The sequence below is a fragment of the Allobosea sp. GW823-FHT02B03 genome, from assembly GCF_058797755.1.
On sequence record NZ_JBXAJY010000005.1, the window covers coordinates 131361 to 156254 of the forward strand.

Below are 24894 nucleotides of genomic sequence, written 5' to 3' on the forward strand. Positions count from 1 at the left end.
CGAACGGACGCGCCTTGCGTCCGGAGGTCCTTTGCCAGCCTGCCCGCGCGGCGGGCGTTTTGGCTGGCCGCTATCGAAAGACGTCAATCAATGGCTCACCCTGAATCCGATGCACGCGTCCTCGACGACGCGCAGATCGCCCATTTCGTGGAACGCGGCTTCGTCCGCATCGACCATGCCTTCCCGCCTGAGCTCGCCGAAGCGGCACGCGCCATCCTCTGGCGCGATCTCGGCTGCGATCCCTGCGATCCCGCGAGCTGGACGAAGCCGGTCATTCGGCTCGGCATGTACAGCGACGCGCCCTTCGTCGCGGCGGCGAACGCCCCGCGCCTGCAGGGCGCCTTCGACCAGCTCGTCGGCGCCGGGCGCTGGCTGCCTTGTCGCGCGATGGGCACCTTCCCGGTGCGTTTTCCCTCGCCGGAGGATCCCGGCGATGCTGGCTGGCATGTCGATGTCAGCTTCGGCTTCGACGACCCGGATTTCATGAACTGGCGCGTCAATCTCGCCTCGAAGGGCAGGGCGCTGCTGATGCTTTTCCTGTTCTCGGACGTCCGCGAGGAGGACGCGCCGACGCGTATCCGGGCGGGCTCGCACCATGACATCGCCCGCCAGCTCGCGCCCGCGGGAGAGGCCGGGTTGTCGCTGCGCGAGCTCGTCGCCGACGGCTTCGCCGGCAGTGCCGGGCGCGAGGAAGTGTTGGCGACGGGACAGGCCGGCACGGTCTATCTCTGCCATCCTTTCCTGGTGCATTCCGCGCAACCGCATCGCGGTACGAGGCCGCGCTTCCTGGCGCAGCCGCCCTTGCTGCCGCGCGAGCCGTTGAGGCTCGACCGGGAGGATGGCGCCTACTCGCCCGTCGAGGCCTCAATTCGGCAGGCGCTCTGACGCTGCGACATGTCGCCCCTGGGGCCTGTCCGGAAGGACAGGGTGACAGTTCGCGCCCGGCGAGGCTAGTCTTTCGCCGGGCGCTGACCCGCGGTCTCGCAAAAGGAGCCGATTTGGAAGCCAACCCGAACCCCGACGCGAAGGAGCCGCAGTCGGACGATGTTTCGTCGCCGGCGAAGGCTGCGCCGCGCGAAGTGGAACTCAAGCTTGCCGGTTCGGCCGAAGCGCTGGCGACCCTGCGCGATGCCGAGCTGATCGCACGGCACGCCCGCAATCGCGGCGTCGTGCGCCGGCTCGAGGCGGTCTACTACGACACGCCGGATCGCCTGCTCGACCGCAACGGCCTTTCCCTGCGGGTACGGCGCAGTGGTCGGCGCCATGTCCAGACCGTGAAGCGCGCCAATAAGTCGGGTGACCCGCTGGCGCGTGACGAGTGGGAAGTAAACCTCCCGGACGAGAAGCTCGACCTTGGCCTGCTGCCGCTGGCGGAAATCGGCGAGCCGCTCGTCTCCCTGCCTGCCACGTCGCTCGCGCTGGCCTTCGCCACCAAGGTGCGCCGCCGGGTTCAGAAGCTCGATTTCGGCGGCGCCGAGATCGAGCTGGCGCTTGACGATGGGGCGATCGAGATCGCCGACCGGCGTTTGCCGCTCTGCGAAGTCGAGCTTGAACTGAAGTCGGGCGAGGCGGCGGCGCTCTACGAGTTCGGGCACGCACTGCTCGACATCGCGCCCTTGCGGGTCGAAACCGCGAGCAAGGCGGCGCGCGGCTGCCGGCTCGCCTTCGACCTGCCCTTGCAGGCGCAGAAGGCAAAGCCCGTCGCGCTCGCGGCGGGCGACAATGTCGATGCCGCCATCGCGACGATCCTCGGCAATGGCTATCGCCACCTCATCGCCAATCTCGGCCCGGCCGCTGCCGGTGGCCTGCCCGAGGCGGTTCACCAGATGCGGGTTTCGTTGCGCCGCCTGCGCACGGCCTTCTCGCTGTTCGGACGCGAGTTGGCGCCGCCGGCGCTGGAGCCGATCGCAGCGGAGGCCAAGCGCCTTGCCCATGTGCTCGGCCCGGCCCGCAACTGGGACGTCTTCATCACGCAGACATTGCCGGACATCACCGCCGAAGGGCTGACCGACATCGACCTTTCGAGCCTGCAGGAGGCGGCGCGGCCGATGCAGGCGGAAAGCTATGCCGCCGTCCACGCCGCGCTCGCCAGCCGGAGGGTCAACCGCTTCCTCCTTGCTTTCGGCGTTCTGATCGAGCGACGCAGCTGGCGCAACGGCATCGCCAGCGAGGCGCTGACGGTGCTGGCCGAGCCGGTCGGCGCCTTTGCCGGGCGGGTGCTGGCGCGCAGCCACCGCAAGGCGCTGCGGCGCGGCCGGCATTTTGCCAAGCTGGCGCCGGAAGCCCGCCACGAGCTCAGGCTGTCGCTGAAGAAGCTGCGTTATACGATCGAGTTCTTCCTGCCGCTCTATGCCGAGCAACCGGCCGCCCGCAAATATCTCGCCCGCCTGGAGAAGCTGCAGGAGGTGCTCGGCGCGGCCAACGACGTCGCGACGACGCAGCCCTTGCTTGCCGAACTGCGGCGCGGCGAGCCCCGGCCGGAGCTGGACTTCGCGGCCGGTGCGGTCCTTGGCTGGCAGCGCCGGCATGAGCTCGACGCCAGCCGCAAGCTCTTGAAGCGCTGGCGGGAATTTGCGGCGGCGAAGCCATTCTGGAACTGAGCTTGCCCGTCCGCAGCCTTCGGCATTGCCCGCAGGCACGCGCCGCATGCCGGGGCGCCACATGAACGGCTATCGTTTGCGACCTGCCCGGCGTCACAGGGCAGGGTGCTTTGTCTTGGGAGGACGAGAATGAACGACGTTGCCGCCTTGCCGCGCGTGACCTACTCCAACATCGCCGAGGACTTTTCCGGCGTTCACGCGCATTTCGGCAAGGTCATTGCCGAAATGCGCGGCAGGCAACTGGGCCTCGAACGGCCGAACCATGTCGGCGGGCGCGACAGCACGGAGGGCACCGCCTATGACGCGCCATGCCCGATCGATCGCAGGCTCAGCCTCGGGACATTCTTCGCCGCCTCGCCGCGAGAGGTGGACAGCGCCGTCGCGGCCGCCAGGGCGGCTCAGCGCGGCTGGCGCGATCTCGGCTGGCCGCGTCGCGTCGCGCTGGCGCGTGCCGCGGCCGACCTGCTGGAAGCCCGCAAGTTCGAAGTCGCCGCAGCCTGCCTGCTCGAAGTCGGCAAGTCGCGGATGGAAGCACTCGGCGAGGTCGAGGAGGCGATCGACCTGATTCGCTTCTACGCCGGCGAGATGGAGGCGAATGACGGTTTCCGGCGCGATCTGGCGCGAGCCAATCCGCGCGAGGAGACCTTCGACGTGCTGCGTCCCTACGGCGTCTTCGCCGTGATCGCGCCGTTCAACTTTCCGGTCGCGCTCTCGCTCGGCATGTCGATCTGCGCGCTCCTCGCCGGCAACACTGTCGTGTTCAAGCCGAGCCCGATGGCGGGCCTGACCGGGCGCCTGCTCAGCGATTGCCTGGTCGAGGCCGGCCTGCCCGCCGGCGTCTTCAACCTGATCTGCGGCGGCGCCGAGACCGGCGCGGCACTCGCCGCTCATTCCGGCATCGACGGCATCGCCTTCACCGGTTCGCACGCGGTCGGCATGCGCATGCTGCGCGAGTTCGGCTGCGGCGGCCGGCATGCGCGCCCGGTGCTGGCCGAGATGGGCGGCAAGAACCCGACCTATGTCGCCGCTTCCGCCGATCTCGATACCGCCGTCTCCGGCGTGCTGCGCTCGGCTTTTGGCCTGCAGGGGCAGAAGTGCTCGGCAGGCTCGGTCGTCTTCCTTCACGAGACGCTGGCCGACGCTTTCCTCGACCGGTTCCGCTCGGCAGCGGCCGCTCTGGTCGTCGACGATCCCTGCGAGCGCGAGAGCTTCATGGGGCCGCTGATCAGCGAGGCCGCGCTGGAGCGCTTCGAGACTTCACGGATGCAGGCGAAGTCGGCCGGCGGCAGGGTCCATGGCGGCGAGCGGCTGACCGGCGGGCTTTACGATCACGGCGCCTATGTCCGTCCGGCGATCGTCACTGGCCTGCCGGACGATCATGCCCTGCACCGCGACGAGCTCTTCATGCCCTTCCTGACGGTCAGGACCTTCAGCGATCTCGGCGATGCGATCGCGCGCGGCAATGCTGTGCCCTATGGCCTGACCGCCGGCGTCTACACGGGCGAGCCGGCCGAGCTGGAGGAATTCCTCGAGACCGCCGAGGCCGGCGTGCTCTATGCCAATCGCGCCAGCGGCGCGACGACCGGCGCCTGGCCGGGCATCCAGACCTTCTGCGGCTGGAAGGGCTCCGGCACCGGTTCGAAGGGCGGGCTCGGCGCCTGGTACCTGCCGCAGTTCATGCGCGAGCAGAGCCACACCATCATGCGTTGATCGGCCGGCAATTCTCGTGACGACCGTCGGTTCGCTGTTGTTGCGACCTGTGCGAGTCCGCTGTTGCGCGACTGCCGACTTCGTGGCCGGATCTGACGCTGAACGTGATCAGCGCAATTCGTAATCATAGAGCGGCTAGGAATGACCTCAGGCGATATTTCTTGTACGGGCTATCGCCTCGGTCGGGCGCGCATAGTCGACCTTGAATAGGAGCTCCGGGTCGATCCGCCCGTCGAGGCCGCTGACGAAGCGTGCAACTCTGCAGATTTCGAAATGCAGATGCGGATAGCGCTGGTCACCATTTCCCGAAATGCCGACGCTGCCGATGAACTGGCCGCGCTTGACCGGGCCCGGCTTGACGTTGACGCCCTTGAGATGGGCGTAGAGCGCATGAAAAAGGCCGTCCTTGTCAGCGACGTTCTGTGAAGCAAGGAAACGAACCCAAGCATTCGAAGGCTTGAAAGAAAGAATAATTATGTTGCCATAGTTGCCTTTGGTTGAGCCCGCATAGGTAATTTTGCCATCAGCGATCGAATAGAGGGGAGTGCCCACCTCCGCGTCGAGGTCGATGCCCTGATGGCATTTCGGTAGCCCAGTCTCGTCCTTTCGTGTCCAGCCAAAACGCGCGGAGTTGACGGTCGCCATCCCGCCTGCTGCAGGCTGAAGGCCGTCGAACCGGATCCGCATGGTCTTGAGCGGGCAGGAGAGAAGGCTCGGATGCATCGCGGTCTGTCCGAGATGAAGGAGCTTCCATCAAGCATGTGGGCGCGTGCGGCCGCAATCTCTCGCGGCCACTATTAAGGATTAGTGGCAGTCCCAGCCCAAGCGTCCGATGCTCAGGCGGCGTCGAGCCCGTAGAGCGAGTGCAGCGTGCGCACCGCAAGCTCGGTATAGGCGGCGTCGATCAGCACCGAGAACTTGATCTCGGAGGTGGTGATCGCGCGGATGTTGATGCCCTTCTCGGCGAGCGCCCGGAAGGCGCGCGCCGCGACGCCGGCATGGCTGCGCATGCCGACGCCGATGGCCGAGATCTTCACCACCTCGGTCGCGCCCTGCAGCGACTGATAGGCGATGGTCTCGTGCTTCGATTCGAGCAGCGCCTTGGCCCGCTCGAAATCGCCGGTCGGCACGGTGAAGGTGATGTCGGTGGTCGCCTGGTCGTCGGAGACGACCTGGATGATCATGTCGACATTGATGTTGGCGTCGGCGAGCGGGCCGAAGATCGCCGCGGCGACGCCGGGCTTGTCGGCCACGCGCCGGAGCGTGATCTGGGCTTCGTCGCGCGAGAACGCGATGCCGGTGACGATCTGCTGTTCCACGATATCGTCCTCGTCGCAGATGAGGGTGCCTGGATTGGGGTTGTCTGGGTCGTCGAAGGAGGAGCGGACATAGGTCGGCACGCGCTGGACCATGGCGATCTCGACCGAGCGCACCTGCAGCACCTTGGAGCCGAGCGAGGCCATTTCCAGCATCTCCTCGAAGGAGACCTTGTCCATGCGGCGCGCCTTGGGCACGACGCGCGGATCGGTGGTGTAGACGCCATCGACATCGGTGTAGATGTCGCAGCGATCGGCCTTGAGGCCGGCGGCGAGCGCGACCGCGCTGGTGTCCGAGCCGCCACGACCGAGCGTGACGATGCGGTGGCTGCGCGGGTTGATGCCCTGGAAACCGGAGCAGACCGCGATCTCGCGGTTGCGGTCGAAGCCTGCGACGATGCCGGCGCCGTCGACGCTCTCGATCCTGGCCGCACTATGCGCGTCCGAGCCGTAGATCGGGATCTGCCAGCCCTGCCAGGAACGCGCCGGCAGGCCCATCTGCTGCAGCACCAGCGCCATCAGGCCGGAGGTGACCTGCTCGCCGGAGGCGACGACGACATCGTACTCCGCCGGGTCGTAGTTCGGCGCGGCCTCCTTGGCCCAGGCGACGAGCTCGTTGGTCTTCCCGGACATGGCGGAGACCACGACCGCGACCTCGTGGCCCGCGTCGAACTCGCGTTTGACGTGGCGGGCCGCGTTCTTGATACGCTCCACGGTGGCGACGGACGTGCCGCCGAATTTCATCACCAAACGGGCCATGACATCCAAAGGCTTTCGAGACTGCCCCGGCGCGGGCCGGGACGAAACGTCCCCTCGCGCCGGGCGAAGGGCCGGTGTAGATGACGGCCAGCGCCGAAAGTGTCAATGCGGCCGGCGCGCCACCGGCGTAAACGGGGAGACAAGGCGATGAGCGCAGCGGCGCGCGAAGGCTCGACGATCGATCCGGCAGAGGTCTCCCGTTTCGACGCCATGGCGAAGAGCTGGTGGGACCCGAAGGGCCCGATGGCGGTGCTGCACAAGTTCAACCCGGTGCGCCTCGCCTATGTCCGCGACCTTGCCTGCGAGCATTACGGCCGCGATCCGAAATCGCTGCGGGCTCTGGAAGGGCTCGATGTCGTCGATATCGGCTGCGGCGGCGGCGTGCTGTCGGAGCCGCTGGTGCGGCTGGGCGCCAAGGTGACGGGGCTCGATCCCGCCGCCGGCAACATCGCGGTGGCGCGGGCCCATGCCGAGAAATCCGGGCTCGCCATCGACTACCGCGACGAGACCATCGAGGCCGTGGTCGCCTCCGGCCGGCGCTTCGACATCGTGCTGGCCATGGAGGTGGTCGAGCATGTCGCCGATGTCGAGGCCTTCGTTTCCGCCTGCTGCGCCGCTGCCAAGCCCGATGGCCTGCTGGTGATGGCCACCTTGAACCGCACCCTCAAATCCTGGGCGCTCGCCATCGTCGGCGCCGAGTACATCCTGCGCTGGTTGCCGCGTGGCACCCATGACTGGGAGAAGTTCGTGACGCCGGACGAGCTCGAGGCGGCGATCGCTTCCGGCGGGTTCACGCCGTTCTCGCGCCAGGGCGTTGCCTACAATCCGCTCGCCGATCGCTGGTCGCTCTCGGCCGACATGGACGTCAACTACATGCTGGCGGCGCGCGCCGCGGCCTGAGCCGTCAGGCCGCGAGCCGGGCGTCGAGTGCTGCGATATCCCTGACGAACCAGAGCGCCTGGCCCTGGTTGCTCTCGTGGACGAAGTCGCGGAGCGCCTTGCTCTGCGCGCATTGGGGCGAGATGTCGCCGACGATCGCCAGGCGTATCCGGTAATTGACGAATTTCTGGGCGACCTCGCCGGCGAGCCGCGTTGCGAGCTGGAAGAAGGCGGGATCGAGCCGCGCAACAGGGATCGCCACCATCGTCGCCTCGGCCGCCCAGGCGGCGCCGAGGAAGTCGTTGGCGTCGCGCTCGCTGGCGAGCGGCGGACCATTTTCCGCGCAGATCAGCACATGCGTGCCGTGAAGCTCTCGAATCATGTCCATGGCAGCGGTATCGCCGGGGCTTCGATCCGGGGCAAGCGCCGCTTCCGGGCCGGCGCGGGCGGCGTTCCCTGCTGCATCATGTCCCTAAGAGGCCGCTGCGCCTGCGCGGGTGAATGAAGAACATCGCAGGGCTAGGCCCGAAAGGAAGCTTGGTAGAGGCGCCGGACACTGTGCGCCGTGTCAGATTCGCCAAGAAGTATGGTGCATCCCTAGGGGATGCGGTTAGGTTTTCCTGAGTCGCTCTTGCGCGGCCCGGATATGGAGACAGGACACTGGCGAGCGCGGCATGCTGAAGGAGACGATGATCGAGCCTGCCGAGCGGGATTTGACTGATCTGATCTATGCCGCTCTGCTCGGCGAGAGATCGTGGCAGGACTTTCTCGACCGGCTGAACGCCCTGATCCCGGGCGGCGTCTCGACCCTGTTCTTCCATGACGAGAAATCGGGAGAAGGCGGTATCTCCCTGGCGGCCGGGCTCGATGCCGACACGGCGCGCGACTACGCCGCCCACTATGTCGGCCTGAACCCGTGGATGCACAATGTCGCGCGCACGCCGCTCGGCACCGGAATCATCGGGGAGCGCATCGTTCCGCGCGACGAGTTCGTCAGGACTGAATATTACGCCGACTTCCTGCGTCGCCGCGAGATCGAGGCCGGAGTCGGGGTGACGCTTTGGCGCGAGGAAGCCTGCTCGTTCCTGCTCAGCACCCTGACGGCGCGCATCGACCCCGACGCGAACCAGCAGGTCGCCGACCTGCTGACTCGGCTGACGCCGCATCTGACCCGGGCCTTCCGTTATTATCGTACCGGCCGCTTCGACGGAGCGCTCGCGCAGTTCGGCGGCTCGCTGCTGGAATCGCCTGATGTCGGCGTCATCGTGGTCGGGGAGGGCATGGTGGTGCGGGCGGCTTCGCCGCGGGCTGAAGCCTTGCTCTCATCGGGAGCAGTGGTTGGGCTGACGGCCATGGGGAGGCTGCGGCTGCGGGATGATGCGGCCGCAACCCTGCTGAAACAGATGCTGATGCGCGACTATGCCGGTCCGCGTTCCCTCAGCACGCATCTCGGCGCCTACAGGCTGACCCTGGTCAAGGCGGAGGCCGAGGGCGCCACCGGCTACTTTTCCGGGCTTGCCGCGACGCTGATCATCGAGGAGGCGCGCCCCGCCGGGGCTCCGGACATCGGCTGGCTGGCGCGCCGCTACGGCTTGACGCGCGCCGAGACGCGGACCGTCGAAGGCATCGTCGCCGGGCTGACGCCGATCCAGGTCGCCGAGAGCAGCGGCATAGGGCTCGAGACGGTGCGGGCGCAGCTCAAGGCCGTCTACGCGAAGACCGATGTCAACAGCCAGGCCGGCCTCGTCCGGATCGCCTTCGGCTTTCCGCCGCCGCGATAACGCCGCGAGCGCAATCGACCATGGCCTCGGAAACCTCGCCTCAGACGGTGTCGAGCCGATGTCGACCGTTTTTGTTGCAATGCGGAATAATTCCATAGGAGTATGGCGCGATGCAGCATCGAGCGTCATGATCGCCGGCAACGCCACCGAAAACAGGCGTGGCGACAAGGGAGAAAGCGAATGTCGAAGCCGCAACCCGTCGCGAAGCCCGCGCTGAAGGATCTCTACGAGCTCGGCGAACTCCCGCCGCTCGGCCATGTCCCGGCCAGCATGTACGCCTGGACGATCCGCCGCGAGCGCCATGGCCCGCCGCAGGACAGCTTCCAGGTCGAGGTGGTGCCCACCTGGTCGATCGGCGAGGAGGAGGTGCTGCTCCTCGTCATGGCCGGCGGCGTCAACTACAACGGCATCTGGGCCGGCCTCGGCCAGCCGATCTCGCCCTTCGACGTCCATAAGGGCTCCCTTCACATCGCCGGCTCCGACGCCTCCGGCATCGTCTGGGCCGTCGGCTCCAAGGTGAAGCGCTGGAAGGTCGGCGACGAGGTCATCGTCCACTGCAACCAGGACGATGGCGACGACGAGGAGTGCAATGGCGGCGACCCGATGTTCTCGTCGTCCCAGCGCATCTGGGGCTATGAGACGCCGGACGGCTCCTTCGCCCAGTTCTGCCGGGTGCAGTCGCGGCAATTGATGCTCAAGCCGAAGCACCTCTCCTGGGAGGAATCGGCCTGCTACACGCTGACGCTGGCGACCGCCTATCGCATGCTCTTCGGCCACGCGCCGCACACGATCAAGCCCGGCGACAACGTCCTGATCTGGGGCGCCTCGGGCGGCCTCGGCGTCTTCGGCGTGCAGCTCTGTGCGGCGTCGGGCGCCAACGCGATCGGCGTGATCTCCGACGAGACCAAGCGCGACTATGTGCTCGGCCTCGGCGCCAAGGGCGTGATCAACCGCAAGGATTTCAACTGCTGGGGCCAGATGCCCAAGGTCAATTCGCCCGAATATGCGGAGTGGACCAAGGAAGCCCGCAAGTTCGGCAAGGCGATCTGGGACATCACCGGCAAGAAGGACGTCGACATCGTCTTCGAGCATCCGGGCGAGGCGACCTTCCCGGTCTCCTGCCTCGTCGCCAAGCGCGGCGGCATGGTGGTGTTCTGCGCCGGCACTTCCGGCTTCAACATCACCTTCGACGCCCGCTATGTCTGGATGCGGCAAAAGCGCGTGCAGGGCTCGCATTTCGCCCATCTCAAGCAGGCGTCGGCCGCCAACCAGTTCGTGCTCGACCGCCGGATCGACCCCTGCATGTCCGAGGTCTTCCCCTGGGACAAGATCCCGCTCGCCCACCACAAGATGTGGAAGAACGAGCATGCGCCCGGCAACATGGCCGTGCTGGTCTACGCTCCGCGCACCGGCCTGCGCACCTATGAGGACGTGGCCGAGGCGCTGGACGGCTGAAGGCCCGGGGTAGGCCGCCGCTATCGTGAAGGGCTCGCCGCGCTCACGCCTTGACGGCAGCGGCGGGCCGGCGCGTCAGGGAAACGATGACGAGGCCGGCCAGCACCACGAGACCGCCGGTGATCTCGCGCAGGCCGACGCTTTCGCCGAGCAGGCCGACGCCCATCAGGATCGTCCAGAACGGCACGAGGTAACCGTTCATCGAGCCGAGCACGGGGCCGGCGCGGTGCACGATGTGCATGTAGAGCAGAATCGGCAGCGCGGTCGCGAAGATGCCGAGCGCTAGCAAGGGCAGGGCGAGGCCGGGTGCCGCCGCGAAGGCGGCCGGGCCGGAAAGGGCGAGCATCAGCGCAAGCGTCGGCAGTCCCGAGAAGACCTGCTGGCCGAGCGCGAGCCGCGCCGGCCGAACCTTCGGGATGCTGCGGATATAGAGATTGCCGAGTGCATAGCTCAGCGCTGTGACGGCCATGGCGAGCGTGCCCATGGCGCTCGGCGTGCCCGAAGCGAAGGCGGCGGGGCCGAGCAGGATCGCCATGCCGGAAAAGCCGACCAGCACGCCGAGGGCGCGCTTCGCCGACAGCCGCTCGTCGGCAAACAGCAGATGCGCCAGCAGGGCGACGATCAGCGGCGTGCAGGCCTGGATCAGCGAGGTCAGCGAGGCCGTGATCTGCGTCAGCGCATAGGCCGTCAGCGTGTTGGGGATCGCGCCCTGCAGCAGGCCCAGCATCGCCCAGTCGCGCCACTCGCGCCCCTGCGGCAGCACGTTCTCGCCCCGCGAGGCGAGCCAGAGCCCGAGCAGGATGGCGCCCATCAGGCCTCGCAGCGCGGTCAGTGCCAGCGGCGAGATCTCCGTGCCGATCAACTTCATCAGCAGGAATGACGAACCCCACAGGCAGGAGCAGAGCAGCATCTGACCGAGCAGCAGCGCCGTGCCGCCGGGCAGGGACGGGGAGGGTTGGCCGGGCAGCACCTGGGACATCTCGACACTCATTGCCGTCGTGGCGGGGCGATCGTGCAACAGGCGTCTCCCCCGTTGAAGCCCAAACTCGGCAATGATTGACAGCTCCTGGCAGCAGCAGTCGAAGAATGGGCGGCCGGCCTTGCGGGCCGGCCGCTGGGAGGCTGAAGCCCGCTCGCTCAGCTCCAGCCGGCTTCCTGCTCGCAGGCCTTGCGGGCGTTCGGGTTGGCCTTCTCCCACTGCGTGATCGAGCGGGTCTCGTTGTCGCTCATCTTGCCGTTCATGCAGGTGCAGTAGGTGCTGACGACACTGGCCGCGACCTTCGCGTCCTTGTTGTCGCTCAGACACTGGTTGATCCATTTCTTGTCGTCGGCGCTCTGCGCGAAAGCGGATGCGCTGGCCAGAACGCCGCCCGCCAGGAGCAGCGCCGAAAGCTTGAGTTTCATGGTGGAGCCTCTTCGATCACCGCCTGGTCCGGCGGCGTCGCGATAGGCTTCACGCCCGCCGGGACCGTCAAACCGGCCATTCGAACGGTTGTTCACAGGCGGAGACGCTTCGGCCCGCATCGCCTTGCTGTGCCCTCCGAAGCGCCGGCGCTGTGGACCGCCGTTCACAACCCGGTGTGGGGTCGGGCAAGCGTTGCCGTTGCCCGGCCACCGGCCGCCAGCCCGGCGCCACCGAGTCGCATCGCTGGCGTTCTCGCCGCGCGTTCGCCTAGGCTGACGCAACGGCCGGCTCCCGCGGGATTCGGCCGGCATGCGTCGCGACGGCTGATCCTTGCCGTCCGCGGCGCCTGTAAAGACCGGAAGGAGACCCATGACGCTTCATCGTTTCGTCCCGACCACCTATTCCAACGTCATGGCGACGCTGCCGCCGGTTCTCACGGTCGCGAGTGGCGACACGATCGTGACGACGACGCTCGACGCTGCCGGCTTCGACCATGCCGGCGTCCAGAAGGCGCCGCGCGGCAATCCGATGACCGGCCCGTTCGCGGTCGAGGGCGCCGAGCCCGGCGATGCGATCATCGTGACGATCGAGCGGATGACCCCGAACCGGGCCACCGGCTGGACCTATTCGCCGCTCTCGCAGCAGGTGGTCGATCCAAAGGCGGTCGCCGATCTGCCGAAGAGCGAGCGCTTCGAATGGGCGATCGATGCGCAGAAGGGCACGGTCAGCCTGATCGGCGGTTCGGAGCGCATTTCCGGCTGGAGCTTTCCGCTGGCGCCGATGATCGGCTGCTTCGGCGTTGCGCCGGCCGGCGGCCAGGCGATCTCGACCGCGACCAGCGGCGCCTATGGCGGCAATATGGACTATCGCCGCTTCGGGCCGGGGGCGCGCATCGCCTTTCCGGTATCCGAGAAGGGCGGGCTGTTCTTCCTCGGCGACGGGCATGCCTGCCAGGGCGATGGCGAGATCGTCGGCACCGGCATCGAGACCAGCTTCGAGATCGAGTTCACGCTGCATCTGCGCAAGAACGCGCCGGGCCGCTGGCCGCGCTGCGAGACCGCGACCGAGATCGTCACCCTGGCGAGCGGCCGCCCGCTCGACCAGCCGCTGCAGTTCGCGACGACCGAGATGCTGCGCTGGATCGTCGAGGATCTCGGCGTCGATGCGCTCGAGGCGAGCCATCTGCTTGGACAGATGGTGCGCTACGACGTCGCCAACGTCTTCAACCCCGCCTATTGCGTCGCCTGCCGGCTCGAGAAGACCGACATCACCCGGGCGATGTCGCTGCTCGGCGAGGGCTGACGCTGCCGGCCGGACGCTCAGCCCGGCTGCAGCAGCTTGCGGTAATAGACGACCCGCTCGGTTTCCTCGAAGCCGAGCGCTTCGTGCATCTGCTGCGAGCCGGTGTTGAGCAGGCCCGCATCGGAGGCGAATTCGGCGCAGCCATGGCCGGCGGCCCAAGCCTCGACCGCGCGGCACAGCGCACGGGCCACGCCGCGCTTCCGGTTCTCGGGCTGCACATAGATGCCTTCGAGAAAGCCGACCGGCGAGCTGTCGCAGCCATTGACATAGTCGTGCCGCAGGGCAGCCTCGGCCAGTCCGATGGCGAGCCCGTCATCATCTCGCGCGATGAAGGCCACGTCATTCTCGCTTTCGAGCATCCCTGCGGCCTCGTCGCGATGGTCCTGCGCGCCGCCTTCCGGCCACAGCGCAAGGCGCAGCGCGACCCAGTCGTCCAGCATGTCGGCGGTGCAGGCTTCGATCCGCATGGTGGCAGGCTTTCCCTCGGTTCGGAGATATTCAATCGCGCCGCGCCGTTTACGGCAGAGGACACAGCCGTTCCAGCATGATGCACGGCGCATCCTTGTAGAGGCAGTTCCCGAAGGCTCGATAACCGAACCGGTCGGCGATGCGCAGCGACGCGGCATTGTCGGGATTGATCAGGCAGACGGTACGGGCCGGCGCACGCGTCCGGTCGATCCAGTCATGGCAGGCCGCGACGGCCTCGGCGGCGAGCCCGCGCCCCTGTGCCGCGCGGTTCAGAATCCAGGACGCTTCCGGGATGGCATCGAAGCGCTCGCCCAGGCCGCGATGGAAATCGGCGAAGCCGACATCGCCGATGAACGCGTCGTTCGCTCTGTCGAAGACCGCGAACATGCCGTAGCCGAGCAGGGACCAGTGGCCGGCATAGCGCAACAGCCGGTTCCAGCCATCCTCGCGCGAAAGCTGCGGCGCGGCGATGAACCGGAACAGCTCCCGGTCGGAGAACATCGCGTACCAGGCTTCGAAGTCCCCGAGCGCATGAGGGCGCAGTTGCAGGCGCGCAGTCTCGATCATCCGGTCACAGACCCCATCTTGGCACTGCGCGTCGACATCACCGGCTAGAGCGACGCGATCGCTTCGCCCGGCGTGGCTTTCGGCGCCCTCACGATCGCGATCGCGGCATTGAGCTCGGCCCCGTAGAGGAAAATCGCAGCCAGCCAGTACAGGAAGACCAGCGCGATCATCGCCGTCGCGAGGCCGGCATAGGTCGTGACATAGGCCCCGGCGAAGGAATCGAGATACCAGCCGAAGCCGAGCCCCCCGACCAGCCAGACCGCGAGCGTCATGAGGATGCCCGGCCACATCGCCCCGATATGCGGCGCCCGCGCCGGCAGCAGCTTGTGGGCGACGCAGAGCGCCAGCACGATCACCACCGTCGCAGCGGAGAGGCGCAGGAAGGCCTGCAGGAAGCCGAGCGGCGCCAGCGCCGGCACGTAGCCGACGACGCCTCGCCAGATCAGCGGCCCGAGCACGACCAGCAGCGAGAAGGCCAGCATGAAGAAGGCGCCGCCGATCACATAGACGATCGATTCCAGCCGGGTGCGCCACCAGGAGCGCCATTCATAGGCTTCGTAGGCCCGGTTGAGCCCGATCCGCAGCGCCTCGACGCCGGAGGAGGAGAAGTACAGAGCCAGCACGGCGCCGAGCGTCAGCGCATCCCGCCGCACCGCGGTCAGCACCGAGCGGACCTCGCGCGCGATCGGCTCGGCGATCTCGCGCGGCCAGGCTTCGAGCAGGAGCTGCGCCGCCTCGTCGGCTGCCGCCTGCGAGCCGAACAGGCCGCCGAGCGCGGTGACGATGATCAGGAAGGGGAACAGCGACATCAGCACCGACAGCGCGATGTGGCTGGCGATCGCCCAGCCGTCATGGGCGATGAAGCGCTCGAAGGCGATGGCGGGGGCGGAGAGCAGGGACATCGGCAGGCTCGGTAGGGCAGGCGGCGATTGTCACAGCTTCGTCGCCGCTGGCAAGCTGGGAAGGCGCGGAGGACATGCCGTCACGGCGTCCGCGGCGACGACAAGGGAGGCCGTTCCGGCGTATCAGGCCCTTCGGAAAGGTCGCCCGATGTTCGACTCGCCGCTCTTCCTGCGCCTCGCGCCGGTGCTCTTCGTCTTCCTCTGGTCGAGCGGCTGGATCGTCGCCGGCTACTCGGCCCGGCATTCGGACGCGCTGACCTTCCTCTCGCTGCGCTTCGCCTGCGCCTTCGTCGCGCTCGCGGCGCTCTCCGTCGCGGTCGGGGCGCCCTGGCCGAAGGGGCGGCGTGCCTGGATCGATTGTGCCATCGCCGGCATCCTCCTGCACGCGCTCTATCTCGGCGGCGTCTGGTGGGCGGTGCGCCATGGCCTGCCGGCCGGCGTCTCCGGGCTGATCGCGGGTTTGCAGCCGGTGCTGACGGCCCTTTTCGCCCCGCTGATCGTCGGCGAGCGGATCTCGCCTGTGCGCTGGGCCGGCATCGTCTGCGGTTTTGTCGGAATCGGGCTCGTCCTCGAGCCCAAGCTCGTCGGCGTCGAGCCCGAGGCGCTGCGCGCCGTGCTGGTGCCGATTGTGGTCAATGTCATCGGCATGTTTGCCGTCACCTTCGGCTCGTTCTGGCAGAAGGCGCGGATCGTCTCCGGCGACCTGCGCACGGTGACGGCGGTGCAATATGCCGCCGCCTTCCTGTTCACGCTGCCCTTCGCCTTCCTGCTCGAGCCGATGCGGATGGAGTGGAACCTGACGATGACGCTGGTGCTCGCCTGGTCGGTGCTGGCGCTCTCGCTCGGCGGGATCGGCCTCTATCTGATCCTGATCCGCCGCGGCCAGGTCTCGCGCACTGCGACCTTCCTTTTTCTGGTGCCGCCGGCGGTGGCGGTCGAGGCCTGGCTGCTCTTCGGCGAAACCCTGTCGCCGATCCAGCTCGTCGGCATGTCGGTCGCCGTGCTCGGCGTTGTTCTCGCCAGCCGAAAGTAGGGCACCGGGCGCCGAAACACGACTATCGCAAGCGCTCCGACTTCCCTTATGCTGCGCCGCAACAAGGGAGAGAGACATGAGCGCCAACGCCGCCCTCAGGACCGCGACGCAAGCTTCCGCCATCGAGCTGATCGGCGCCGCGCTACCGGGCTTCGAGACCCTGCTGGAGCAGGCCGTCGCGGCGGTTCGTCAGAAGGTGGTGGTCGAGGGCCGGGTTTCCGCGGCGAAGCTCGAGCACGAGCAGCACGCTGCCCACGGCCTCTCCTGGCTTGCCACCTATGTCATGGCGCTGCGCGAGCTCAAGGCCTATGGCGAGCGCCTCCAGGCCGAGGATCGCTACGGCGCGATCGAGGACTACGCCATCAGGATTGGCGCCGGCGAATATGCCGCGCAGATCTTCGGCGGCATTCCGATGAGCCAGGGCGAGATCGTCCGGCTCCCGGCACTCGGGCTCTCGGCCAAGGCGGTTGCAGATGCCTGCTCCGACGCTGCGGACGCGCTGATCGCGCAGGGCAACACGCCCGAGAACCGCGCCCGCTTCGTTTCCCTGTTCAGCCAGTCGCAGGGCCTCGCCAGCGTCGGCGATCCCGGCCTCGACGAGACGCTCGAGGCGATCCGTTCCGAGATGCGCCGCTTCTGCGAGGCGCAGGTCACGCCGCACGCTCATGAATGGCATCTCGCCAACGAGTACATCCCGATGCCGGTGGTCGAGCAGATGGCCGAGCTCGGCGTCTTCGGCCTGACCATCCCCGAGGAATTCGGCGGCATGGGCCTCAGCAAGGTCTCGATGTGCGTCGTCTCCGAGGAACTTTCGCGCGGCTATATCGGCGTCGGCTCGCTCGGCACCCGCTCCGAGATCGCTGCCGAGTTGATCCTCTGCGGTGGCACCGACGAGCAGAAGGCCTATTGGCTGCCGAAGATCGCGTCCGGCGAGATCCTGCCGACCGCTGTCTTCACCGAGCCGAACACCGGCTCGGACCTTGCATCGCTGCGCACCAAGGCAGTGAAGGACGATGACGTCTGGAAAGTCTACGGCAACAAGACCTGGATCACCCATCCCGTCCGCGCCGACATCATGACCCTGCTGGTCCGCACCGATCCCGATGCGCCGGGCTATCGCGGCCTCTCCATGCTGATCGCCGAGAAGCCGCGCGGCACCGACGCCGAGCCGTTCCCGGTCGAGGGGTTGACCGGCGGCGAGATCGAGGTGCTCGGCTATCGCGGCATGAAGGAATACGAGCTCGCCTTCGACGGTTTCGAGGTCAAGAGCGAGAATCTGCTCGGCGGCGTCGAAGGGCAGGGCTTCAAGCAGTTGATGCAGACTTTCGAGGCCGCCCGTATCCAGACTGCGGCGCGCGCGCTCGGCGTCGCGCAATCGGCCTTCGATCTCGGCTTGCGCTATGCTCAGGAGCGCATCCAGTTCGGCAAGCCGCTGATCGCCTTCCCGCGCGTCGCCGACAAGCTCGCCATGATGGCGGCCGAGCTCGTCATCGCCCGTCAGCTCACCTATTTCGCCGCCCGCGAGAAGGATGCCGAGCGGCGCTGCGATCTCGAAGCCGGCATGGCCAAACTGTTAGGCGCCCGCGTCGCCTGGGCCGCGGCCGACAACGCCCTGCAGATCCATGGCGGCAACGGCTTTGCGCTGGAATATCCGGTCAGTCGCGTGCTCTGCGACGCCCGCATCCTCAACATCTTCGAGGGCGCGGCCGAGATCCAGGCGCAGGTGATCGCGCGAAGGCTGGTCGAGGGCTGAGGCGCTACCCCTCGGCCTCGGCATCCCCGCCGATCAGGAGGTGCCGGATGGCACTGGGCACAGGGAAACCGTAGCCGTCGCCCTGCTCCAGCCAGCGAAGTCTGCCGGCCCGGTGAAAGTCGCTGGTGTAGATGTCAGCCCCGATAGCCTTCAGGGCGAGCAACATCGCCTGCGTGGCGTCGATTCCGTAGCCGTGGCCGCGGTGTGTCCGGTCCGGCCAGCCGATCTCGTAGGCACAGGACCAGTCGTGCTCGCCTTTGAGGGGAGCGTGGACCGTCACCGGAACCGCAAGGTCGCCGGTGTCGCTTCGGTAGGTCAACCCTCTACGCATCATGACCATCGCTGTTCTCAGTAGTTGAATGGCGGAATCTGCTGGCGCGCGAGGCTGGTCTGGGTTGAACTTTGCTGTGAGTACTAATGTTTGCAACCGCGTGAAGGCGGCCATCATCTTCTCACCAGCGATGCGGCTCGCAACGGCGTTCCTTCGCAACCGGCCGGTGCTGGTATTTCTTAGGATTGAGCGATAGCTGAGCATCCGTCCCTGATCTCCGCGACGGATACAGATAGTAAGCTCGGAAAACGCGCTGGGGATAAGTTCTGTCCCAGACTAAACCTCAAGGCACGGGCGCAATCTGACGAGGTTCGACTTGCAAGGAGCAGGCGCGGCGGCTGGCTAGCTAGCGTCCGCCCCCGCCATATTGCGCCTCGTGCAGACGCCGGTAGATGCCTGGCCGCTGCACCAGGTCCTGATGCCGGCCCTGCTCGGCGACGCCGCTCTCGTCGATCACGATGATGCGGTCGGCGTCCTGGATCGTCGCGAGCCGGTGGGCGATGACGAGCGTGGTGCGGCCCTTCGACAGCTCGGCCAGCGAGGCCTGGATCGCCCGCTCGGTCTCGGTGTCGAGCGCCGAGGTCGCCTCGTCGAGGATCAGGATCGGCGGGTTCTTCAAGAACATCCGGGCGATGGCGAGGCGCTGCTTCTGCCCGCCGGAGAGCTTGACGCCGCGCTCGCCGATCACGGTGTCGAGTCCGTCCGGCAGTCGCGCGATCATCTCGTCGAGCTTTGCGCGCCGCGCCGCGTCCTCTATCTCGGCCTCGCTGGCGCCGAGCCTGCCATAGGCGATGTTCTCGCGCAGCGTCCCGGCGAACAGGAAGACGTCCTGCTGGACGATGCCGATCTGGCCGCGCAGCGAGGCCAGTGTCATCTGGCGGATGTCGATGCCGTCGATGATGATGCGCCCACCCGTGACGTCGTAGAAGCGCGGCAGCAGCGAGCAGATCGTGGTCTTTCCGGCGCCCGACGGGCCGACGAAGGCGATGGTCTCGCCGGCGCGGATCGCAAGATCGATGCCGCTGAGGATGCTGCGGTCCCTGGTGTAGCCGAAGGAGACGTTCTCATAGGCGATGTCGCCCTTGAGGCCGGCAACGGCGACGGCGCCGGGCAGGTCGGCGATGTCCGGCCGGGTGTCGAGGAATTCGGTGTAGCGCCGGAAGCCCGCGATCCCCTTCGGATAGGTCTCGATCACCGAGTTGATCTTCTCGATCGGGCGGAAGAAGACGTTGACCAGCAGCAGGAAGCCGACGAAGCCGCCGGCGCTGAGATCGCCGATCAGCACGTAATAGGCGCCGGCGATCATCACCGCCATCTGCGTCAGCCGCATGCCGAAATAGGAGAGCGAGATCGAGGCGGCCATCAGCCGGTAGGCGTCGAGCTTGGTGGTGCGGTAGCGCTGGTTGTCCTGCGCGAACAGCTTGCGCTCATGCTCTTCGTTGGCGAAGGCCTGGACGACGCGGATGCCGCCGACATTCTCCTCGATCCGGGCGTTGAAGGCGCCGACGCGGCCGAACAGGCTCTGCCAGGTCTTGGTCATCCGCCGTCCATAGCGGCTGGTCAGCCAGGCCATCAGCGGCACGATCACCGCCGTCATCAGCGCCAGCTCGACATGGACCATCAGCATCAGCGCGAAGGCGCCGATGAAGGTCATCACCGCGATGAACAGATCTTCCGGCCCGTGATGGGCGACTTCGCCGATCTCTTCCAGGTCCTTGGTCAACCGGCCGACTAGATGGCCGGTCTTCTGGTTATCGAACCAGCCGAAGGAGAGTTTCTGCAGATGGTCGAACGCCTTGCGGCGCATCTCGGTCTCGATGTTGATGCCGAGCATGTGGCCCCAATAGGTCACCACCACCATCAGCCCGGTATTGACGAGATAGATCGCCAGCAGGCCGAGCGAGGCCAGCAGGATCAGCGGCCAGTCGCCGCCGGGCAGCAACTCGTCGACGAACAGCTTGACCGCAATCGGGAAGCCGAGCTCGAGCAGCCCTGAGATCACCGCGCAGGAGAAGTCGAGCAGGAAGAGGCCGCGATGCGGGCGGTAATAGGCGAAGAAGCGGGCGAGCATGGCGGCGGGCCTTTAGCACGTAGCGTGGCGGCTAGCCATGAGCTGGAAGCGGGGCGGGGGCGGTTTCGGCAGCAGATTTGCCACACCGGAGCGATTTGGCGGGTTGTGAATGGCGGTTCATTGCCTTGCGCGCCGAGCTGCGTGAACCCTGCCGCTGCGGTTGGGGTCCGAATATCGATGCGAAATGACAGGAAGCCTGCAGGGAGGCTGCCGGCGCGCAGCCGGCTACGCCATTCCACATCGACGCTGACGCTCGGCCGCGTCCTGGGCGCCGCCTTCCTGGCCGCGGCGGCTCTGGCAGCCGCCGGGGATTCTACCCTGGCGCAGGATGCGACCTGGCTCGCGGCGCCCGGCTCGGCCAATTTCAACGCCGGCGCAAACTGGAGCACCAGCACGTTGCCGACGGGCACGGCCTTCTTCGGCGCATCGAACCGGACCAGCCTGTTCTTCGCGAGTGACGCGCAGATCGGCGGATGGACGTTCAACGCAGGGGCCGCGAACTACAGCTTCAGCAACAGCCGCGTGCTCGAATTCACCGGCGCGGGCATCGTCATCAATGGCGGCGGCGCAACCATCGCCAACAGCGGCGACCTCTACTTCCGGAACGCCAGCTCCGCTGGCAGCGCCTCCATCACGAACAGCTTCTTCACGGAGTTCCACGGCACCAGTACGGCGGGCAGCGCCACCATCACAAACACGGGGACCTTGCTGTTCTACGACAACAGCACCGCCGGCAGCGCCACGATCAGCAACAATTCGGGCCTGATCAATTTCCATACCGACAGCACGGCCGGGAACGCATCGATCACCAACAATGCCAGCCTGAGCTTCTACGACAACAGCAAGGCCGGAAGCGCCACGATCACCAACCGGAACAGCCTGACATTCTACGATAGCAGCTCCGCCGACGGCGCGACGATCGTCAATGAGAGCAGCCTGATCTTTCGCGGCTTCAGCACGGCCGCCACCGCGACGATCACGACGGCCGCCGGCGCCACGACCCAGTTCATCGCCGCCGGCAGCAGCGCCGGAGCCCGCTTCATCACTCAGTCCGGCGGCGTTGTCGATATCTCGGACCCGACCGGCCACGCGACGATGACCGCGGGCTCGATCGAAGGCGCCGGCAACTACCTCATCGGCGCCAAGCAGTTCACGGTCGGCTCGAACGACCTCTCGACTGAGGTGAGCGGTGTCATTTCCGGCGCCGGCGGCGCGTTGGTCAAGACCGGCACGGGCACGCTGACCCTGACCGGCACGAACACCTACACCGGCGGTACGACCATTTCTGCCGGTGCGCTGCAGATCGGCAATGGCGGCACGACCGGCTCGATCACCGGCAATATCGCAAACAATGCACAGCTCATCTTCAACCGCAGCGATGCGGTCAGCTTCTCCGGCATGATCTACGGCAGCGGCAGCCTGCGGAAGCTCGGCACCGGCACGCTGACACTGACCGGGGAGAACAGCTATTCCGGTGGCACCACGATCGCGGGCGGGGCGATCAGCATCGAGAAGGAGGGCAAGCTCGGCAACGTGTCGGGGGCGCTGACCCTGGATGGCGGCGTGCTGCAGGTCACCGGGACGGCGCTGGCCGGGCTCACCCGCGACATCGTCTTCGGCGCCAATGGCGGCGGCTTCGACATCGTCGAGGCCGGCCACAGCTTCACGGTGACGCAATCCTTTTCCGGGCCCGGCTCGCTCTCCAAGGCCGGCGCCGGCTCATTGGTGCTGAGCGGGACGCATGATTATTCCGGCGCGACATCAGTGCTCGGCGGACGGCTGGTGAGTGATACCGCGGCCGGGTTGTCGCCGAACTCCGACTACACGATCGCAGCCGGGGCGGTGCTGGAAGCCACCGGCGGCGGGGGCCTCTATGGGGTCGGCTCGCTCGCGGGAGCCGGCGAGGTCGTGATCGGCACCGGCAGCGTGCTCGTCACCGGCTCTACCAATGCGACGACCACCTTCTCCGGCAGCTTCAGCGGCGGTGGCTCGCTCGAGTACAATGGTACGGGCACCCAGATCTACACCGGCACCGGCTCGCTCGGCGGAGGGCTCTCGGTCTGTTCCTGCGGCGCTGGCGGCGGCTCCTTCGTCATCCGCGGCGGTTCGCTGACGCTTGGCGACTTCGTCATGGTCTCCAGCGGCACGCTCGTCGTCGACCAGGGCGGCAGGCTCGATGCTGGCGGAAATGGCCTCCTCGTCGCCTCGGCGCTGCGCATCGACGGCGCCGGCACCCGCGTGACGGTCGGCGACACCTTCGTGCAGGGCTTCTTCGATCCCGCGACGGTGAGCATATCCGCTGGCGCCACGCTGACGTCGCGCGCCAGCGGCTTGGGGCCCGGCCCGGGGGGCGGCGTCTACGGCCTCGGCGCGAATGCTTCCGTGCTGGTGACCGGCACCGGCTCGCGCTGGAGCGTCGATGGCGGGCTGGAGATCGGCCGCTCCGGCGAAACCTTCGCGGCTTCGGTTACGGTCGCCGATGGCGGCACGCTCGTCCAGACCTCAGGCGACATCGTCATCGCTGAGTTCGGTACGCTCAATCTCGGCGCGGGCGACAAGGCTGGAACGGTCCAGCTCGACGCCGGCATCATCCGCAATGAGGGCCGCATCGTCGCCGATTTCACGGACGCCGCGACGCTGGCCGCGGTGATCAGCGGCGGCGGCGCGCTGATCAAGACCGGCGCCGGCACGCTGACGCTGTCGGGCGCCAACACTTATACCGGCGTGACTACGGTCAATGCCGGCAAGCTGGTGGTCAACGGCTCGCTGGCGAGCGCAGTGACGGTCAATGGCGGGGCGACGCTCGGCGGCTCCGGCACGGTCGGCGGGATCGCGGTGGCAAGCGGCGGCACGGTGGCGCCGGGCAACTCGATCGGGACGCTGAACGTCGCCGGCAATGTCGCCTTCGCGGCAGGCTCCACCTATCAGGTCGAGATCAACGCCGCCGGCCAGGGCGACCGGATCGCTGCGACGGGGATGGCGACTTTGTCCGGCGGAACCGTCCAGGTGCTGGCCGAGGCCGGCAATTATGCGGCGGCGACGAACTACACCATCCTGACCGCGAATGGCGGCGTGGCCGGCCGCTTCGCCGGCGTCTCGTCGAACCTCGCCTTCCTGACCCCGACGCTGGTCCATGGTGCCAGCGACGTGACGCTGACCATGACCCGCAACGACACCGGCTTCGGCCCGGATGGCGGAGGCGGGTCGGGTGGTGGAAGCGCGGGGGGCGGGAGCGGTGGTGGTTCGGGCGGCTCCGGTGGCGGCGGGGCCACGGGCGGCGGCAGCGGCGGCAATGCCGGCTCCCGGCCCTACATCGCTGCGACCCGCAACCAGGGCTTCATCGCCAATGCGGCGGAGCGGCTGGGCGTCGGCAACCCGATCTACGACACGCTGGTCTCGGCAACGGCAGCCGAGGCAAGGGCGGGCTTCGATGCGCTCTCTGGCGAGGCCCATGCCCAGGGCGTTGCGGTCGCGGTCGGCGAAAGCCGGCTGGTGCGCGAGGCGGTGCTCGGGCGCCTGCGCGGCTCGCTGCTGCCGGTGCCGGGGGCTGAGATTTCGGCTGGGTTCTCGGCTGATCTGCCGAGCGCCAAGGGGCCGGTCGTGATGCCGGCGCCGCGTCTCGACGAGCGCTTCACCCTCTGGGGCGAGGCGTTCGGTGCCCATGCCAACACCGATGGCGACGGCAATGCCGCGAGCCTGTCGCGCCGCACCGGTGGCGCCGTGGTCGGCGCCGACCTGAAGCTCTACGACAGCGGCCTGAGCTCGCTCAGGGTCGGCATCGCCGGCGGCTATACCCGCTCGGATTTCGACGTCGACGCCAGGCTGTCGAGCGGCCGGCTCGAGAGCGGCCATGTCCTGCTCTATGCCGGGGGGCGTTACGGTAACTGGCGGCTCGATGGCGGCGTCGGCTATTCCTTCGGCGAGACCAATCTGACCCGCCAGGTCCGGATCCGCGGTCTTGGCGACAGCTTGCGCTCGGAGCGTGATACCGACCTGCTGCAGGCCTTCGCCGAGCTCGGCTACGCCTTCCGCTTCCAGGGCTTTGCGCTCGAGCCCTTCGCCCAGATCGCGCTGCTGCGGGTCTCCTCCGGCTCGGCGATCGAGCAGGGTGGAGCAGCGGCGCTCTGGGTCGCGTCGAAGGACCAGTCTCTCGGCTTCACCACGCTCGGCCTTAGGGCCGAGGCGCAGATCGGGGCGATGCCGCTGTTCGCGCGCGGCGTCGTCGGCTGGCGCTACGGCTTTGGCGATCTCACCCCGCAGGCCGGAACCGCCTTCGTCGCCGGCATCACCCCGGCGCGGGTCTATGCCGCCCAGATCGACCGCAACGCCCTCGTCGCCGAGGCCGGGCTCGACTGGCGCGCCACCGCTTCGACCACGGTCGGCATCGCCTACTCCGCCGCCATCGGCGAGCGCACCCGCGACCACGCCCTCAAGGGCAGGTTCGAGGTCAGGTTCTAACGAGAAGGCGTCCCCGTAGCTGGAAGGGCCGCGACGAGGCGCCGATGGGCCAAACGCGCAGCACGATAGCGAACCGGCGTGGAAGGCCGTTCGCGGGACTATGC

At 67.6% G+C, this 24894-nt stretch carries 20 protein-coding genes; 10 read left to right on the top strand and 10 right to left on the bottom strand.

The genetic code is table 11. From position 1 onward, the window contains the following. Positions 1-90 precede the first annotated feature (90 nt). From AC1REK_RS17735 to AC1REK_RS17745, 3 genes are all read left to right on the top strand, one after another. Positions 91-885 (top strand): phytanoyl-CoA dioxygenase family protein, encoded by a 795-nt coding sequence (locus AC1REK_RS17735; protein ID WP_327523613.1) that lies wholly within the window; start codon positions 91-93, stop codon positions 883-885. A 113-nt stretch (positions 886-998) separates the two neighbouring features. Beyond that, complete coding sequence (locus AC1REK_RS17740) at positions 999-2600, top strand: CYTH and CHAD domain-containing protein (RefSeq protein WP_492269024.1); 1602 nt, start codon at positions 999-1001, stop codon at positions 2598-2600. 129 nt (positions 2601-2729) lie between these two features. Further along, the gene (locus AC1REK_RS17745) at positions 2730-4310 is read left to right on the top strand and encodes an aldehyde dehydrogenase family protein (RefSeq protein ID WP_327523611.1); all 1581 of its coding nucleotides are present in this window, start codon (positions 2730-2732) and stop codon (positions 4308-4310) included. A gap of 147 nt (positions 4311-4457) precedes the next feature. Here AC1REK_RS17745 and AC1REK_RS17750 read toward each other — a convergent pair whose 3' ends face one another. Both AC1REK_RS17750 and AC1REK_RS17755 read right to left on the bottom strand, forming a co-directional pair. Continuing rightward, on the bottom strand, positions 4458-5033 hold the full coding sequence (locus tag AC1REK_RS17750) for a M23 family metallopeptidase (RefSeq protein ID WP_492269023.1): 576 nt from the start codon (positions 5031-5033) through the stop codon (positions 4458-4460). A gap of 113 nt (positions 5034-5146) precedes the next feature. Beyond that, entirely contained in the window at positions 5147-6385 is a 1239-nt protein-coding gene (locus AC1REK_RS17755) for an aspartate kinase (RefSeq protein WP_327523610.1), read from the bottom strand. Positions 6386-6532: 147 nt separating this feature from the next. On the opposite strand from AC1REK_RS17755, the gene ubiG reads away from it, so the two are divergent. Beyond that, the gene (ubiG, locus tag AC1REK_RS17760; RefSeq protein WP_492269022.1) at positions 6533-7285 is read left to right on the top strand and encodes a bifunctional 2-polyprenyl-6-hydroxyphenol methylase/3-demethylubiquinol 3-O-methyltransferase UbiG; all 753 of its coding nucleotides are present in this window, start codon (positions 6533-6535) and stop codon (positions 7283-7285) included. 4 nt (positions 7286-7289) lie between these two features. Here the strand turns inward: ubiG and AC1REK_RS17765 are convergent, their stop codons facing one another. Beyond that, positions 7290-7652, bottom strand: coding sequence for a DUF4180 domain-containing protein (locus tag AC1REK_RS17765; protein WP_492269021.1), 363 nt, complete (start codon positions 7650-7652; stop codon positions 7290-7292). A 286-nt stretch (positions 7653-7938) separates the two neighbouring features. On the opposite strand from AC1REK_RS17765, the gene AC1REK_RS17770 reads away from it, so the two are divergent. Together AC1REK_RS17770 and ccrA are read left to right on the top strand one after the other, a co-directional pair. Further along, a complete protein-coding gene (locus tag AC1REK_RS17770; protein WP_492269020.1) occupies positions 7939-9045 on the top strand; it encodes a helix-turn-helix transcriptional regulator in 1107 nt (368 codons plus the stop codon). A 180-nt stretch (positions 9046-9225) separates the two neighbouring features. Continuing rightward, on the top strand, positions 9226-10500 hold the full coding sequence (gene ccrA / locus AC1REK_RS17775; RefSeq protein WP_492269019.1) for a crotonyl-CoA carboxylase/reductase: 1275 nt from the start codon (positions 9226-9228) through the stop codon (positions 10498-10500). A gap of 43 nt (positions 10501-10543) precedes the next feature. On the opposite strand, the gene AC1REK_RS17780 is transcribed toward ccrA, so the two are convergent. Next, the gene (locus AC1REK_RS17780; RefSeq protein WP_492269018.1) at positions 10544-11518 is read right to left on the bottom strand and encodes a DMT family transporter; all 975 of its coding nucleotides are present in this window, start codon (positions 11516-11518) and stop codon (positions 10544-10546) included. A 119-nt stretch (positions 11519-11637) separates the two neighbouring features. After that, on the bottom strand, positions 11638-12000 hold the full coding sequence (locus AC1REK_RS17785; RefSeq protein WP_492269017.1) for a hypothetical protein: 363 nt from the start codon (positions 11998-12000) through the stop codon (positions 11638-11640). A 274-nt stretch (positions 12001-12274) separates the two neighbouring features. On the opposite strand from AC1REK_RS17785, the gene AC1REK_RS17790 reads away from it, so the two are divergent. Then, on the top strand, positions 12275-13207 hold the full coding sequence (locus AC1REK_RS17790) for an acetamidase/formamidase family protein (protein ID WP_492269016.1): 933 nt from the start codon (positions 12275-12277) through the stop codon (positions 13205-13207). A 17-nt stretch (positions 13208-13224) separates the two neighbouring features. Here the strand turns inward: AC1REK_RS17790 and aac(6') are convergent, their stop codons facing one another. Genes aac(6') through AC1REK_RS17805 form a run of 3 tightly spaced genes read right to left on the bottom strand, consistent with a single transcriptional unit; the run spans position 13225 to position 15144 of the window. Then, a complete protein-coding gene (gene aac(6') / locus AC1REK_RS17795) occupies positions 13225-13674 on the bottom strand; it encodes an aminoglycoside 6'-N-acetyltransferase (protein ID WP_492269015.1) in 450 nt (149 codons plus the stop codon). Positions 13675-13723: 49 nt separating this feature from the next. Then, positions 13724-14242, bottom strand: a complete 519-nt coding sequence (locus AC1REK_RS17800; protein WP_492269014.1) for a GNAT family N-acetyltransferase — start codon at positions 14240-14242, stop codon at positions 13724-13726. A 44-nt stretch (positions 14243-14286) separates the two neighbouring features. Beyond that, positions 14287-15144: a YihY/virulence factor BrkB family protein gene (locus AC1REK_RS17805; protein ID WP_327523601.1), complete on the bottom strand. Its 858-nt coding sequence runs from the start codon at positions 15142-15144 to the stop codon at positions 14287-14289. A 148-nt stretch (positions 15145-15292) separates the two neighbouring features. Between AC1REK_RS17805 and AC1REK_RS17810 the strand changes: the two genes are divergently transcribed. Both AC1REK_RS17810 and AC1REK_RS17815 read left to right on the top strand, forming a co-directional pair. After that, positions 15293-16177, top strand: a complete 885-nt coding sequence (locus tag AC1REK_RS17810) for a DMT family transporter (RefSeq protein ID WP_327523600.1) — start codon at positions 15293-15295, stop codon at positions 16175-16177. 76 nt (positions 16178-16253) lie between these two features. Then, positions 16254-17930, top strand: coding sequence for an acyl-CoA dehydrogenase family protein (locus AC1REK_RS17815; RefSeq protein WP_492269013.1), 1677 nt, complete (start codon positions 16254-16256; stop codon positions 17928-17930). A gap of 4 nt (positions 17931-17934) precedes the next feature. Here AC1REK_RS17815 and AC1REK_RS17820 read toward each other — a convergent pair whose 3' ends face one another. Beyond that, entirely contained in the window at positions 17935-18465 is a 531-nt protein-coding gene (locus AC1REK_RS17820; RefSeq protein ID WP_492269012.1) for a DUF6968 family protein, read from the bottom strand. 142 nt (positions 18466-18607) lie between these two features. Further along, entirely contained in the window at positions 18608-20332 is a 1725-nt protein-coding gene (locus AC1REK_RS17825; RefSeq protein ID WP_492269011.1) for an ABC transporter ATP-binding protein, read from the bottom strand. A 177-nt stretch (positions 20333-20509) separates the two neighbouring features. On the opposite strand from AC1REK_RS17825, the gene AC1REK_RS17830 reads away from it, so the two are divergent. Further along, positions 20510-24790 carry an autotransporter outer membrane beta-barrel domain-containing protein gene (locus tag AC1REK_RS17830; RefSeq protein ID WP_492269010.1) on the top strand — a complete coding sequence of 1427 codons (4281 nt, stop codon included), beginning with the start codon at positions 20510-20512 and terminating at the stop codon, positions 24788-24790. The last annotated feature ends 104 nt before the right edge of the window (positions 24791-24894 follow it).